This window comes from Citrobacter sp. GW821-FHT07H02 (genome assembly GCF_059418505.1).
On the sequence record NZ_JBWKPZ010000001.1, the window covers coordinates 1 to 13,778 of the forward strand.

Sequence of the window (13,778 nt, forward strand, 5' to 3'; positions counted from 1 at the left end):
TTCATTGGTGCACCTGTGTTGTTCTGAGGTGAGCATATCACCTCTGTTCAGGTGGCCAAATTCAGTAAACCACTTCAACTGACACTCTGACTATCGACAACAGTACCGTATCTTTGGCTGACGATGTCTCTGCTGGTTGGAATGAAGCTGATGCGGCGCTGTATGCTAACACCATCACCGTGACCAATGGCGGTCTGCTGGATGTCAATGTTGATCAGTATGATGCCAATCCGTTCAGTACAGATGTATTGAATCTGACCAGCACGACTGATACTGGCGGTAATATCCATGCCGGTGTTTTCGACATTCATAGCAGTGATTATGTGCTGGATGCCGACCTGACCAACGACCGCACCAATGACACCACGAAGTCTAACTACGGTTACGGTGTTGTTGCGATGAACTCTGATGGTCATCTGACCATTAATGGCAACGGCGATGCAGACAGTTCTGCTGATCAGTCTGAAGTGGATAACGCAGGCGATCATGTAGCAGCTGCAACCGGTAACTACAAAGTCCGTATCGACAACGCAACAGGTGCTGGCTCCATTGCTGACTACAACGGCAAAGAGCTGATCTATGTGAATGACAAGAACAGCACTGCGACCTTCTCTGCGGCAAACAAAGCCGATCTGGGTGCTTACACTTACCAGGCTGAGCAGAAAGGCAATACTGTTGTGATGCAACAGATGGAGTTGACCGACTACGCGAACATGGCGCTGAGCATTCCGTCTGCTAACAGCAATATCTGGAATCTGGAGCAGGATACCGTAGGTACGCGTCTGAGCAACTCTCGTCATGGACTGACAGATAATGGTGGTGCTTGGGTAAGTTACTTCGGTGGTAACTTCAACGGCGACAACGACACCATTAGCTACGATCAGGATGTCAACGGCATCATGGTGGGTGTTGATACCAAAGTTGACGGTAACAACGCTAAGTGGATTGTGGGTGCGGCAGCAGGCTTTGCGAAAGGTGACATGAGTGACCGTACGGGTCAGGTGGATCAAGACAGCCAGACTGCCTACATCTACTCTTCTGCCCACTTCGCGAACGACATTTTTGTTGATGGCAACCTGAGTTATTCTCACTTCAACAACGATCTGTCTGCATCCATGAGCGACGGTACTTACGTTGACGGCAGCACCAACTCTGATGCCTGGGGCTTCGGTCTGAAACTGGGTTACGACTGGAAAGTGGGTGATGCAGGTTATGTCACTCCGTACGGTAGCGTATCCGGCTTGTTCCAGTCTGGTGATGACTACCAGCTGAGCAACGACATGAAAGTTGACGGTCAGTCATACGACAGCATGCGTTATGAACTGGGTATTGATACCGGTTATACCTTCACTTACAGCCAGGATCAGGCTCTGACTCCGTACTTCAAACTGGCTTACGTTTACGACGACGCCAACAACGATGCTGACGTAAACGGTGACTCTATCGACAACGGCACCGAAGGTTCAGCGGTACGTGTTGGCCTGGGTACACAATTTAGCTTTACCAAGAACTTCAGCGCCTATACCGATGCTAACTATCTCGGTGGCGGCGACGTAGATCAAGATTGGGCGGCAAACGTGGGTGTTAAATATACCTGGTAATTATTTCTCTCTGAGAAAGTTACTAAAAATTATTTAATCTAAGAAATGCCCGTCAAGGATTTGACGGGCATTATTGCATAGGACGAAAAATGCTATCGTTGAGTAAACCAGTTAATGAATTTGGTAAACTCGATCAATGTTTGTCTAAATATGGCACTCGCTTCGAGTTGTGTAACGAAAAACAGACTGTTTTTTCTAATGATAATCATAAGGACAATACGTTTGTTATCTTAAGTGGCGCCATTTCTTTATGGAGAGGAGAACATATACTTGTAGGTATTGCTCAGGCCCCCTTTATCATTGGGTTATCTGATGGTGTTATGAAAAATGATATGCAGTATAAATTAATAACGGAAGGTAGCTGCGCTGGGTATCATCTTCCTTCGTCTCAAACGATAAAAATAATTGAAAAAAATAATCTGTGGCGTGAGGCATTTTGCTGGCTGGCATGGAAAAACCGCATTATGGAATTGCGTGATTTACAGTTGATTGGTCATAACTCCTACGAACAAATCCGGGCCACATTGATCTCAATGAATGAGTGGGATGATGAGCTGCGTTTTCGTATTGGTGTTATGAATTATATTCACCAGAGAACGCGAATTTCACGCTCTGTTGTTGCCGAAGTGCTTGCTGCTTTGCGTAAGGGCGGTTACATCGTAATGAATAAAGGCAAACTGGTTGGTATCACCCGTTTGCCTTCAGAGTACTAACTCAGGATGCAGGAACCACCCGGGGTTTATTGCCGCTCAATTCCGTGACCAGATCGTTGAGACCGTCGCTCATACTGGTAAACCGGGTCAGCGGAGAACGTGTCACCACGACAAACGCACCAACGTTCTGTTGTGGGATCATGGCCATATAGGTAATAAAACCGCCACCGCCGCCTGTTTTCTGAATGATCCCCGGACGCCCATTCTTCGGTGCCATGTAAACCCAACCCAGCCCCAGAGCATCAGCTCTGCCAGGGACGTCCATGCCAATCACTTTCCTCAACTGCGCACGCTGATAGATGAGTGTCTGCATGCGGTCAGCCTGGTTGCTGCGGTGATAAAAATCAGAGGAGAGATACTGCTGCATCCAGCGCATCATATCCCCTGGCGTTGAGTACACGCCGCCGCTGCCAACGGCCGCTAACGTGTTATTACAGGGGCTGGCGCCTTTCTCTGCGACCATCAGGCGTTTGCACTGATCGGGCGAGGGGGTAAACGTCGTATCTTTCATCCCGAGCGGACGGGTGATCTGCTCTTCAAAAATCTGGGTATAAGGCTTGCCTGAGGCCGTTGCCAGCGCGTCGGCCAGCAGGTCGAACGCCAGATTAGAATATGAGGCCTGTGAACCCGGCGCTGCTTTTAATGTTGCGGTAGAGAGATAGCTCCAGCGCTGTTCACGGGTTGGCCAGACAAACACCGGACGATGCGCCGCACCGCCGGGTTGTTCACGCGGCAATGCACTGGTATGGGTCGCCAGATTCACCAGCGTAATCGGCGCTCCCTGATATGTCGGAACGCGTGCGCCAGGGGGCGCATACTTACTCAACGGATCGTGCAGATTCACCGTACCCTGATCGAGCAATTTCACCAGCATTTCACTGGTCATCAATTTGGTGAGTGACGCAATACGAATGACCGAATCTAACTGCGGATGGACGTTATTTCCTGGTCGTGTTTCACCAAAACTACGGAACACACGTTGATTTCCATCTATCACAACCAGCGCCATTCCCGTGGCGCCGCTGCCGTAATAAATATGTTCGGCGTAACGATCGACGATATCGGAAGCAAAAACCGGATCGAGGCCAGGTTGGGCCGCGTGGACAGGTGTCAATGACGCCGCACACAGCGCGGCAGAAAAAAGCAGACTACGTTTCAACGGTGGTGTCCATAAGTTAATTGAAGAGAACAATGCGAGTTTACACACTTCTTCTTTCAGACCGCCTCGACGCGACCTGAACGATTTGTTGTATATACTACTCAGCGGCGCCTGCAAAGCGCTAAATAGAGCAATGATAGTGGGAAAAACGTAACGGCGAGTAAATGGGGCTTTTTTTCTTGAGAGTGAAAGTTCGCTTTTGTGATCCCACGCTTGTGGTAACCTCGGGACGCCGAAGAATTTCGTTTTTGTGAAACCCGTCGAAACAATTCCTGAAGTCTGGAAAGCGAACTAAGCGCCATGATCCTGGTCACAATGGTCGGTTCCGTCTCGTTTTTCGTGGGCGAAGATCTGCATTACCGCCGTGTGTGGCGCAAAAATAAACAGCAGTCGTCATAACGATAAGAAGTTAGCAGGAGAGCATCATGTTTAAGTCTTTTTTCCCCAAGCCAGGGCCGTTTTTTATCTCGGCATTTATTTGGGCGTTGGTTGCTGTCATCTTCTGGCAAGCGGGTGGGGGAGCCTGGGTTGCGCATATCACAGGCGCGTCCGGTAATATTCCCATCAGCGCCGCACGATTCTGGTCGCTGGACTACCTGGTTTTTTACGCTTACTACATTATTTGCGTGGGGCTGTTTGCACTGTTCTGGTTTATCTATAGCCCGCACCGCTGGCAGTACTGGTCAATTCTTGGCACGTCGTTGATTATCTTCGTCACCTGGTTTCTGGTTGAAGTGGGGGTCGCCGTCAACGCCTGGTATGCCCCATTCTATGACTTGATCCAGACGGCATTAAGTTCGCCGCATAAAGTGACCATCGGGCAGTTCTATCATGAAGTGGGCGTATTTCTTGGTATTGCGCTGATCGCTGTGGTCATTGGCGTGATGAATAATTTCTTTGTGAGCCACTATGTGTTCCGCTGGCGTACTGCCATGAACGAACATTACATGGCGCACTGGCAGCACCTGCGTCACATTGAAGGCGCCGCACAGCGTGTGCAGGAAGACACCATGCGTTTTGCGTCAACCCTCGAAGATATGGGCGTGAGTTTCATTAATGCGATCATGACGTTGATCGCCTTTTTGCCGGTGCTGGTCACGCTTTCCGCGCATGTGCCGGAACTGCCGGTGGTCGGGCACATTCCTTACGGTCTGGTGATTGCCGCGATCGTCTGGTCGCTGATGGGTACAGGATTACTGGCCGTGGTGGGGATCAAACTGCCGGGGCTGGAATTTAAAAACCAGCGCGTTGAAGCAGCTTACCGTAAAGAACTGGTTTACGGCGAAGATGACGGCAGTCGCGCTACGCCGCCTACCATACGGGAATTGTTCAGTGCGGTGCGCCAGAACTATTTCCGTCTCTATTTCCACTATATGTACTTCAACATTGCCCGCATTCTCTATTTGCAAGTGGATAATGTTTTCGGTCTGTTCCTGCTGTTTCCGTCGATTGTTGCGGGTACCATTACGTTGGGTCTGATGACGCAAATCACCAACGTTTTTGGTCAGGTGCGCGGCTCCTTCCAGTATCTGATCAATTCCTGGACCACGCTGGTTGAGCTGATGTCTATCTATAAACGTTTACGCAGCTTTGAACGTGAACTGGATGGACAAGAAATTCAGGAAGTGACCAACACATTTAGCTAACAAAAGGAAACGTTATGCCGGCGGTATCCCGTCTTTACCCCTTATCATTACTGGCTGTGCTGGTGTTGGCAGGTTGTAGTACCCAACCCCCGCAGCCCTTAAAAAAGGGTGAAAAGCCCGTGGATGTGGCAAGCGTGGTGCGCCAGAAAATGCCGGCAAGTGTGAAAGACCGGGATGCCTGGGCGAAGGATCTGGCAAAGACTTTTGAGAGTCAGGGGCTGGCGCCGACGGTCGAAAATGTCTGTTCGGTGCTGGCGGTGGCGCAGCAAGAGTCAAATTATCAGGCTGACCCCGCCGTGCCAGGCCTGAGTAAGATTGCCTGGCAGGAGATCGACAAACGTGCCGAGCGTATGCACATCCCTGTTTTCCTGGTCCATACGGCGTTGAAAATCAACTCCCCGACAGGGAAGAGCTACAGCGAACGTCTGGATTCGGTGAAAACGGAGAAACAGCTCAGCGCCATTTTTGATGATTTTATTAATATGGTGCCCATGGGGCAGACGCTGTTCGGTTCGCTTAATCCGGTTCACACGGGCGGCCCAATGCAGGTTAGCATCGCGTTTGCCGAGCAGCATACCAAAGGCTATCCGTGGAAAATGGAAGGCACGGTGCGCCAGGAGGTCTTCTCCCGTCGGGGCGGATTGTGGTTTGGTACGTACCATCTGCTGAATTATCCCGCGAATTACACTGCGCCCATTTTCCGTTTCGCCGATTTTAATGCCGGTTGGTACGCCAGTCGTAATGCGGCTTTCCAGAATGCGGTGGCCAAAGCCAGCGGTGTGAAACTGGCCCTTGATGGCGATCTGATCCGTTATGACAGCAAAGAACCGGGCAAAACGGAGCTGGCGATACGCAAACTGGCAAACACACTGGGAATGAGTGAGAGCGAAATTCGTCGTCAACTGGAGAAAGGTGACAGTCTGGCATTCGAAAAGACGGCGCTGTACGAGAAGGTGTATACGCTGGCAGAAACCAAAGCAGGCAAAGCGCTACCGAGAGAGATGTTGCCGGGGATTCAACTGGAAAGCCCGAAGATCACGCGTAATCTGACCACCGCATGGTTTGCAAAACGGGTAGACGAACGTCGGGCTCGCTGTATGAATTCTCCGGCCGGATAAGTCCCGGAGTCTGTTGATTCCGGGGTTATTGATGACGCTGGCGCCAGCGTAGGAACGCGGCAATCACACCGAAAATCAAGCATCCCGCGAGGAACGGCACCAGACCAAAAAGGGTGCCGACGCCTAAGCCGATCTCAACACGAGGTCGTCCGGTTTCCTGAACCTGCATTAAATGTTCATAGACGCCCGGCGCGTGAACCAGCAGATTTAAAATCTGCGCCCCTGCCCAAAAGCAAAACAGCACAAATACGGCGTAAGCGATGTTACCGGAAGTGGAGGTAGTATCCCGCTTCTTCCCGCCAAACAAGGATTTTGAGAGAGTGAAATCAGCCATAAAGACCTCCGGGGGAATTCTGCTACTCTGGCGTCATACCAGTGGCTCGCAGTAATTCTGGCAGGTCATCAGATTTGTCAATATCAGAATGATGGTAATTTCGCCCAGGGATTACTCCTGGATTGCAGATTTCTGTTCGTTGTCACAAAATACGATCTTTGCGTTAAGTTGTGTAACATTTCAGAAATTCCGCGTCTGCCACAGACCGTCAGGCGTAAATGTGCGAGGATGTTCTTTTACGCCCTGTCCCCGGAGCTGTCATGAACTTGCCTGTAAAAATTCGCCGTGACTGGCACTACTATGCTTTTGCCATTGGGCTTATCTTCATTCTGAATGGGGTGGTGGGGTTATTGGGTTTTGAAGCCAAAGGGTGGCAAACCTATGCGGTAGGGCTGGTCACATGGGTGATTAGTTTTTGGCTCGCTGGGCTGATTATTCGCCGCCGCGTGGAAGATGAAGCGGAAGATACCCGATAACGTGCAGTTATCGGGCTTTATTTGCGTCAAAACGTCGGGTGGCAGAGATGCTGTTCGACGCATGACGACTCTTCGTTTACATACTGGTTTTCAGCGCATTGTTAGCCGCGTGGCGTTCCAGCGCCAGCTCGATCAAACGGCTGATCAAATCGGTATAACCCAAACCGCTTGCCTGCCACAGTTTCGGATACATGCTGATATTGGTAAACCCAGGCAGCGTGTTGATCTCGTTGATCACCACTTCATTGTCTGGTGTTAAGAAAACATCGACGCGCGCCATACCTGCACAGCCCAGTGTTTGATACGCCTGAACGGCGATCTCACGGATCTTTTCGTTCACTTCTGAGGTGATCGCCGCAGGGATCACCACTTTAGCGCCGTTATCGTCAATGTACTTGGTGTCGTAGGCGTAAAAATCGCTGTTCAGGACAATCTCGCCGCAGGTACTGGCTTGCGGATGATCGTTACCGAGAACGGCACATTCGATCTCGCGACCATTGATGCCTTGCTCAACCACCACTTTATGATCAAATTCAAACGCCAGTGCCACGGCCTGGTGATACTGCGCTTCGTTGGTGACTTTGCTGACGCCAACCGAGGAGCCCTGGTTCGCCGGTTTAACAAATAGCGGCAGGCCGAGACGCGCTTCTACCTCTGCAAAACTAACCGTATTGCGGTTGGTGCGAGTGAGCGTCATAAAGGGGGCAATATTCAACCCGGCATCGCGCAGCAGGCGCTTAGTGACTTCTTTGTCCATACAGGCCGCAGAGCCGAGCACATCAGAACCGACGAACGGTAAATTTGCCACACGAAGCATGCCCTGTAGCGAGCCGTCTTCTCCCAGCGTTCCATGAACGATAGGGAAAATCACATCAACCGTTTGCAGCGGTTGGCCGTTCTGCGCGTCGATGAGCTGGTGCTCCTGTTTGCCGGGCACCTGCGCCACGCTTGTGGCTGAAGGACGCAGCGCAATATGAGCGGGGTCGTCTACGTTCAGCAGATAGTCACTGGCATCGCTAACGTGCCATTGTCCTTGTTTATCAATACCTAACAGCACAACATCAAAGCGGGTCTTGTCGATGGCATCGACAATATTTTTTGCCGATTGCAAAGACACTTCATGTTCCGCTGATTTACCACCAAATACGATCCCTACCCGCAATTTCGCCATCTTAAAAACCCATTCCATGAAACGCAAAGCGTATACATTACCACGACAAAACGAGGGTTTCGCGTGCTTCTGCCATATTGTTTCGAACAGGCCAGAGACACAAACGCTGCCAAACACGGGTCAAAGCACAATTCCCTGCTAATTACATGGCTTTGCGTGATGTGCTTCACAAATCTGATGAACGGGGAGATAAAATGTCAGTGGTAGGCATCAGCGCGCTGGATTCCACTTTTGCTCTCTTCAGGTCGACCCAAAGAGGACGTCACAGTTCATCTTTAGACGCACAGATTGTTCCGCGCTGTTCGTGCCTTAACAGCCTCGACAATAATGCCTGTCAACATCAACACTTATTATTGTTCTTCAACTTAAGTGAAATCAGGCGGGTTTATCATAACTTTATATTATGGTGCTGCGTGACTATTGAGTTTCAGGCTTTCTTATTATGAAATTATTCTGGCCTGAGAAACGTTTCGATGATTAATTCAATGTGATTATTAACACAAAGTCTTTCCTTAATCATAAAAATACTACTTTCATCCTCTAGGCAGTGATGAATCATAATGATACCGTCTGCCTACTTCGGATAAGGAAATACGTTTATGAAAAACCTCATTTCAGAGTTGTTGCTTAAACTCGCCCAAAAAGAAGAAGAGTCGAAAGAACTGGTGGCTCAGGTAGAGGCGTTAGAGATTATTGTCACCGCAATGCTACGTAATATGGCGCAGGTTGAGCAGCAAAGGCTGATTCACCAGATAGAGGGCGCACTTGACGGCGTAAAGCCGGATGCCAGCGTTCCGGATAACGATACGGAATTGCTGCGCCAGTACGTAAAGAAGTTATTGAGGCATCCTCGTAGCTGATTGTATTCAGGGTCAATAACTGTCATATTGCTGTCATATCAGATACCTATAGTCGCTTTGTTTTTATGCTTGTCATACATCAAATTTCATCTACTGCAATTTGAATTATTAAGAGCATATTTTATGTATTTATACATGGAGAAAATAAAGTGAAACAAAGCGCTATTGCTATTGCCCTGGTCTCTCTGTTTTTTATCCCCGTCACGTATGCCGGGTCTTCATCCGTGGCCGTGCTGGAGAATCGTGCGGCCCAGGGGGATATTACGACCCCAGGCGGTGCGCGCCGTTTAGCGGCCGATCAAACCGCTGCTCTGCGGGATTCACTCAGTAATAAACCCGCTAAAAATATCATATTGCTGATTGGCGATGGTATGGGGGACTCGGAAATAACCGCCGCGCGAAATTATGCCGAAGGGGCGGGTGGTTTTTTTAAAGGCATTGATGCGTTACCTCTGACAGGGCAGTACACCCACTATGCGCTGGATAAAAAAACCGGCAAACCCGATTATGTGACGGACTCTGCGGCCTCCGCTACGGCCTGGACGACGGGCGTAAAAACCTATAACGGCGCGCTGGGCGTCGATATCCACGAAAAAGATCACACGACCCTTCTGGAAATGGCAAAAGCGGCGGGACTGGCAACCGGGAATGTCTCAACGGCGGAATTACAGGATGCGACACCGGCGGCGCTGGTGGCACATGTGACCTCCCGAAAATGCTACGGCCCTGACATCACCAGCGAAAAATGCCCGACAAATGCCCTGGAAAAGGGCGGCAAAGGCTCCATCACTGAACAATTACTGAATGCACGCGCGGATGTCACGCTTGGCGGCGGCGCAAAAACCTTTACTGAAACGGCGAAGGCAGGCGAATGGCAGGGAAAAACGCTGCGTGAACAGGCGCAGGCACGCGGTTACCAGCTCGTCAGTGATGCCGCGACGCTGGCCGATGTTCGCGAAGCCAATCAGGATAAACCGCTACTGGGCTTATTCTCCGATGGCAACATGCCCGTGCGCTGGGAAGGTCCGAAAGCGTCATACCATGGCAATATTGATAAACCGGCAGTGACCTGTACGCCAAATGTGAAGCGTAACGGCAGCGTGCCAACGCTGGCGCAGATGACCGACAAAGCGATCGAACTGCTGAGCAAAAATGAGAAGGGGTTCTTCCTGCAAGTTGAAGGGGCCTCTATCGACAAACAGGATCATGCGGCTAACCCGTGTGGACAGATTGGCGAGACGGTCGATCTCGATGAAGCCGTGCAGCGTGCGCTGGAATTTGCGAAGAAGGATGGCAACACGCTGGTGGTGGTGACCGCCGACCATGCTCACGCCAGCCAGATTGTTGCACCGGATACGAAAGCGCCAGGCCTGACGCAGGCGCTGAACACCAAAGACGGCGCGGTGATGGTGATAAGTTACGGAAACTCAGAAGAAGAATCTCAGGAACATACCGGCAGCCAGTTGCGTATTGCCGCCTACGGACCACATGCCGCCAATGTGGTGGGGCTGACGGACCAAACCGATCTGTTTTACACCATGAAAGCAGCCCTGGGCCTGAAGTAAACGGCACCCGACGGTAATTTTTTTACCGTCGGGTGGTAATTTCGTCGTAAGCAGCCAGACTTAATGGCACGAAATCCTTCAGATTATAGAGGTTAAATAATTCGAGTTTCCTGAAGGATTAGGTGTGTGAATACCCACAAAAGGATGGTGCTATGAAAATAACATTACTGGTTGCCCTGCTTTTTGGTTTGGTGTTTTTAACGACCGTCGGCGCTGCCGAGAAAACCTTAACGCCGCAACAACAGCGTATGACGACCTGCAACCAGCAGGCGACAGCAGAAGCACTGAAAGGGGATGCCCGTAAAACCTATATGAGTGATTGCCTGAAGAACAGCACGTCTGCGCCAGGTGAGAAAAGTCTGACTCCCCAGCAGCAGAAAATGCGTGAGTGTAATGTCCAGGCGACAGAACAATCTCTGAAAGGGGACGATCGCAACAAGTTTATGAGTGCCTGCCTGAAAAAAGCGGCCTAGTGCCCTACGCTAAGCTGTAGTGCTAACGGGTGAGAGGAGAAAATCGCTCACCCGAAATATCATACTTTCTCCGCTAGCTTCGTCTCTATAATTTGGGAAAATTGTTTCAGAATGTTCCCAAAAATTATGAATGATGAAAGCTTTTACAAAAAAACGGTAGCACCGGGTGGAGAGCCCGCCATACCGCCTCCCAATGACCACCAGCGTTCCGGGTTACGCTTCGCCCGGCGAGTCCGGCTGCCGCGAGCAGTAGGACTGGGATGGATGTTCTTCCCCATATCTGCCGCACTGGTTGATCAGTCTGTCGCGGGCGGGTGGTGGCTATTTTTGGTGGGTTGGGCTTTTGTCTGGCCGCATCTGGCATGGCAACTGGCAAGCAAAGCCATCGATCCTTTAAGCCGTGAAATATACAACTTAAAAGCTGACGCGATTCTTGCGGGGGTTTGGGTCGGCGTGATGGGCGTCAATATCCTCCCCTCGACGGCATTACTGATGATGATGTGTATGAATCTGATGGGGGCTGGCGGTGTGCGGCTGTTTGTCGCCGGGATCGTACTAATGATTGTTTCTAGCCTGGTGACATTGCAGCTAACCGGTATCACTGTGGCTTTTGCCAGCGCGCAGCTGGAATGGTGGCTCTGCCTGCCTGTGATTGTGATGTACCCGTTATTGTTTGCCTGGGTCAGTTACCAGACGGCGACGAAACTGGCGGAGCATAAGCGCCGGTTGCAGGTGATGAGTACACGGGATGGCATGACGGGCGTCTATAATCGGCGTCATTGGGAAATTTTATTACGCAACGAATTCGATAATTGTCGCCGCTATAACCGTGATGCCACGCTGCTGATCATCGATATCGACCACTTTAAGAGCATCAATGACACCTGGGGTCACGATGTCGGCGATGAAGCGATTGTTGCTCTGACGCGACAACTGCAGATGACCCTGCGCGGCAGCGATGTTATTGGTCGCTTTGGTGGCGATGAGTTTGCGGTCATCATGTGCGGAACCCCTGCGGAAAACGCCATTGCCGCGATGACGCGGGTACACGAAAGGCTAAGCGCATTGCGTTTACCTTGCGCACCGCAGGTAACGTTACGTATTAGCGTGGGGATTGCGCCATTGACCTCACAACTCGGACACTATCGTGAATGGTTGAAATCCGCAGATATCGCGCTTTACAAAGCAAAGAACGCCGGACGTAACCGCACCGAAGTGGCGGCCTGACGTCCAGCGATATCCTCAGGATTTACTGAGACTCTCCGACTTTTCCATACACTTCGCCATAGCTTCGATTACGGCCGCGCGAAAGCCTCGTTCTTCAAGGATCCGAACCGCTTCGATGGTGGTGCCTCCCGGTGAACACACCATGTCTTTTAACTCTCCAGGATGTTTACCGGTTTCCAGAACCATTTTCGCCGATCCCATAACGGCCTGCGCCGCGAATTTATATGCCTGAGTGCGCGGCATCCCTCCCAGTACAGCGGCATCCGCCATCGCTTCAATAAACATAAAAACATAGGCTGGCGAAGAGCCGCTGACGCCAACAACCGGATGGATCATCGGTTCTGCGATGATCTCTGCTTCGCCGAAGCAACGGAAAATATTCAGCACATCGGCGGTGTCTTCCGGGGTGACCAGGGCATTCGGCGTCACGGAGGTCATACCGGCATTGACCAGCGATGGCGTGTTTGGCATCGCGCGAATAATTTTACGATCGTGTCCCAGCGCCCGTGCGAGCTGGTCAAGGGTGACCCCCGCGGCAATCGAGACGACCAGCGAGTCTTTGCTCAGGCTGGAGGTGATTTCACTCAGCACTTTAATCATAATGGCGGGCTTTACGGCGCCAAAGACGATATCAGCAACCTGCGCCACTTCTTGTGCGGTCTGCGCCGCGTTAATGCCGTACTGCTCATGCAGGGCGGCAACCTTGTCGGGGGAGGGGGTATAGACCCAGATTTGCCCCGGGAGAACCTGACCGCTCGCAATCAGGCCGCCAAGAATCGCTTTTCCCATGTTGCCACAACCGATAAAACCGATTTTCTTCTCCATCGTGTCACTCCCCCTGGGTGATATTCATTGTTTTGATGAGTAAAGCGTAGCTTAACGCGGAATGAGAATGTGCAGAAGGAGAAACAGCACTTTGACGGAAGGCAAAAGCACGAGACAATGTGGAAATGCACATCAGTAAGGAGCGGTTATGACAATATGGGTGGATGCCGATGCGTGTCCGAATGTAATCAAAGAAATTTTATACCGAGCCTCTGAGCGGATGCAGATGCCGTTGATCCTGGTCGCCAACCAGAATTTGCGTGTTCCGCCATCACGATTTGTCCGCACGATGCGCGTACCTGCCGGTTTTGATGTGGCGGATAATGAGATCGTACGCCAGTGTGAACCCGGCGATCTGGTTATCACAGCAGACATTCCGTTGGCTTCCGAAGTCCTGGAAAAAGGGGCTGCGGCGTTAAACCCGCGCGGAGAGCGGTATAGTGAATCAACCATCCGTGAACGTCTGACGATGCGTGATTTTATGGACACGTTACGTGCCAGTGGGATCCAGACCGGCGGTCCGGATAGTCTTTCTCCACGCGATCGCCAACATTTCGCTGCTGAACTGGATAAGTGGTGGCTGGAAGTTCAGCGCAGGGCGCGTTAACTG

13 protein-coding genes and 1 pseudogene are annotated in these 13,778 nt (G+C 51.1%); 10 read left to right on the forward strand and 4 right to left on the reverse strand.

Annotation, left to right across the window (positions count from 1 at the left end):
* Positions 1–74: 74 nt before the first annotated feature.
* Both AC07NP_RS00005 and iprA read left to right on the forward strand, forming a co-directional pair.
* A pseudogene (locus tag AC07NP_RS00005) lies at positions 75–1,601 on the forward strand (autotransporter outer membrane beta-barrel domain-containing protein); the annotation flags it as partial.
* Between the two features lie 89 nt (positions 1,602–1,690).
* The gene (gene iprA / locus AC07NP_RS00010) at positions 1,691–2,314 is read left to right on the forward strand and encodes a hydrogen peroxide resistance inhibitor IprA (RefSeq protein ID WP_494659194.1); all 624 of its coding nucleotides are present in this window, start codon (positions 1,691–1,693) and stop codon (positions 2,312–2,314) included.
* A gap of 1 nt (position 2,315) precedes the next feature.
* Here iprA and ampH read toward each other — a convergent pair whose 3' ends face one another.
* Positions 2,316–3,473 (reverse strand): D-alanyl-D-alanine-carboxypeptidase/endopeptidase AmpH, encoded by a 1,158-nt coding sequence (gene ampH / locus AC07NP_RS00015; RefSeq protein WP_203358719.1) that lies wholly within the window; start codon positions 3,471–3,473, stop codon positions 2,316–2,318.
* 425 nt (positions 3,474–3,898) lie between these two features.
* On the opposite strand from ampH, the gene sbmA reads away from it, so the two are divergent.
* Positions 3,899–5,119, forward strand: coding sequence for a peptide antibiotic transporter SbmA (gene sbmA / locus AC07NP_RS00020; RefSeq protein ID WP_162380116.1), 1,221 nt, complete (start codon positions 3,899–3,901; stop codon positions 5,117–5,119).
* Positions 5,120–5,133: 14 nt separating this feature from the next.
* Positions 5,134–6,237 carry a DUF1615 domain-containing protein gene (locus AC07NP_RS00025; RefSeq protein WP_494659195.1) on the forward strand — a complete coding sequence of 368 codons (1,104 nt, stop codon included), beginning with the start codon at positions 5,134–5,136 and terminating at the stop codon, positions 6,235–6,237.
* A gap of 25 nt (positions 6,238–6,262) precedes the next feature.
* Here the strand turns inward: AC07NP_RS00025 and AC07NP_RS00030 are convergent, their stop codons facing one another.
* Positions 6,263–6,571 carry a YaiY family protein gene (locus AC07NP_RS00030; protein WP_276292630.1) on the reverse strand — a complete coding sequence of 103 codons (309 nt, stop codon included), beginning with the start codon at positions 6,569–6,571 and terminating at the stop codon, positions 6,263–6,265.
* Between the two features lie 260 nt (positions 6,572–6,831).
* Between AC07NP_RS00030 and AC07NP_RS00035 the strand changes: the two genes are divergently transcribed.
* A complete protein-coding gene (locus AC07NP_RS00035) occupies positions 6,832–7,047 on the forward strand; it encodes a DUF2754 family protein (RefSeq protein WP_494659196.1) in 216 nt (71 codons plus the stop codon).
* A 76-nt stretch (positions 7,048–7,123) separates the two neighbouring features.
* On the opposite strand, the gene ddlA is transcribed toward AC07NP_RS00035, so the two are convergent.
* Positions 7,124–8,218, reverse strand: coding sequence for a D-alanine--D-alanine ligase (ddlA, locus tag AC07NP_RS00040; protein WP_494659197.1), 1,095 nt, complete (start codon positions 8,216–8,218; stop codon positions 7,124–7,126).
* A gap of 599 nt (positions 8,219–8,817) precedes the next feature.
* On the opposite strand from ddlA, the gene iraP reads away from it, so the two are divergent.
* The 4 genes from iraP (at position 8,818) to adrA (ending at position 12,343) form a co-directional block, all read left to right on the forward strand.
* On the forward strand, positions 8,818–9,078 hold the full coding sequence (iraP, locus tag AC07NP_RS00045; RefSeq protein WP_494659198.1) for an anti-adapter protein IraP: 261 nt from the start codon (positions 8,818–8,820) through the stop codon (positions 9,076–9,078).
* Between the two features lie 149 nt (positions 9,079–9,227).
* A complete protein-coding gene (gene phoA / locus AC07NP_RS00050) occupies positions 9,228–10,643 on the forward strand; it encodes an alkaline phosphatase (RefSeq protein WP_494659199.1) in 1,416 nt (471 codons plus the stop codon).
* A gap of 152 nt (positions 10,644–10,795) precedes the next feature.
* Positions 10,796–11,116 (forward strand): phosphate starvation-inducible protein PsiF, encoded by a 321-nt coding sequence (gene psiF / locus AC07NP_RS00055; RefSeq protein ID WP_192611324.1) that lies wholly within the window; start codon positions 10,796–10,798, stop codon positions 11,114–11,116.
* A 111-nt stretch (positions 11,117–11,227) separates the two neighbouring features.
* A complete protein-coding gene (gene adrA / locus AC07NP_RS00060) occupies positions 11,228–12,343 on the forward strand; it encodes a diguanylate cyclase AdrA (protein ID WP_203358712.1) in 1,116 nt (371 codons plus the stop codon).
* Positions 12,344–12,358: 15 nt separating this feature from the next.
* Here the strand turns inward: adrA and proC are convergent, their stop codons facing one another.
* On the reverse strand, positions 12,359–13,168 hold the full coding sequence (proC, locus tag AC07NP_RS00065) for a pyrroline-5-carboxylate reductase (protein WP_203358711.1): 810 nt from the start codon (positions 13,166–13,168) through the stop codon (positions 12,359–12,361).
* Between the two features lie 148 nt (positions 13,169–13,316).
* Between proC and AC07NP_RS00070 the strand changes: the two genes are divergently transcribed.
* Positions 13,317–13,775 (forward strand): YaiI/YqxD family protein, encoded by a 459-nt coding sequence (locus AC07NP_RS00070; RefSeq protein WP_494659200.1) that lies wholly within the window; start codon positions 13,317–13,319, stop codon positions 13,773–13,775.
* Positions 13,776–13,778 lie beyond the last annotated feature (3 nt).

Excerpts from the sequence above, each read along its gene's own strand:
- sbmA (WP_162380116.1), top strand. The coding sequence starts at position 3,899 with ATGTTTAAGTCTTTTTTCCCCAAGCCAGGGCCGTTTTTTATCTCGGCA.
- ddlA (WP_494659197.1), bottom strand. The coding sequence starts at position 8,218 with ATGGCGAAATTGCGGGTAGGGATCGTATTTGGTGGTAAATCAGCGGAA.
- iraP (WP_494659198.1), top strand. The coding sequence starts at position 8,818 with ATGAAAAACCTCATTTCAGAGTTGTTGCTTAAACTCGCCCAAAAAGAA.
- psiF (WP_192611324.1), top strand. The coding sequence starts at position 10,796 with ATGAAAATAACATTACTGGTTGCCCTGCTTTTTGGTTTGGTGTTTTTA.
- iprA (WP_494659194.1), top strand. The coding sequence starts at position 1,691 with ATGCTATCGTTGAGTAAACCAGTTAATGAATTTGGTAAACTCGATCAA.
- AC07NP_RS00025 (WP_494659195.1), top strand. The coding sequence starts at position 5,134 with ATGCCGGCGGTATCCCGTCTTTACCCCTTATCATTACTGGCTGTGCTG.
- adrA (WP_203358712.1), top strand. The coding sequence starts at position 11,228 with ATGTTCCCAAAAATTATGAATGATGAAAGCTTTTACAAAAAAACGGTA.
- AC07NP_RS00035 (WP_494659196.1), top strand. The coding sequence starts at position 6,832 with ATGAACTTGCCTGTAAAAATTCGCCGTGACTGGCACTACTATGCTTTT.
- AC07NP_RS00070 (WP_494659200.1), top strand. The coding sequence starts at position 13,317 with ATGACAATATGGGTGGATGCCGATGCGTGTCCGAATGTAATCAAAGAA.
- AC07NP_RS00030 (WP_276292630.1), bottom strand. The coding sequence starts at position 6,571 with ATGGCTGATTTCACTCTCTCAAAATCCTTGTTTGGCGGGAAGAAGCGG.
- proC (WP_203358711.1), bottom strand. The coding sequence starts at position 13,168 with ATGGAGAAGAAAATCGGTTTTATCGGTTGTGGCAACATGGGAAAAGCG.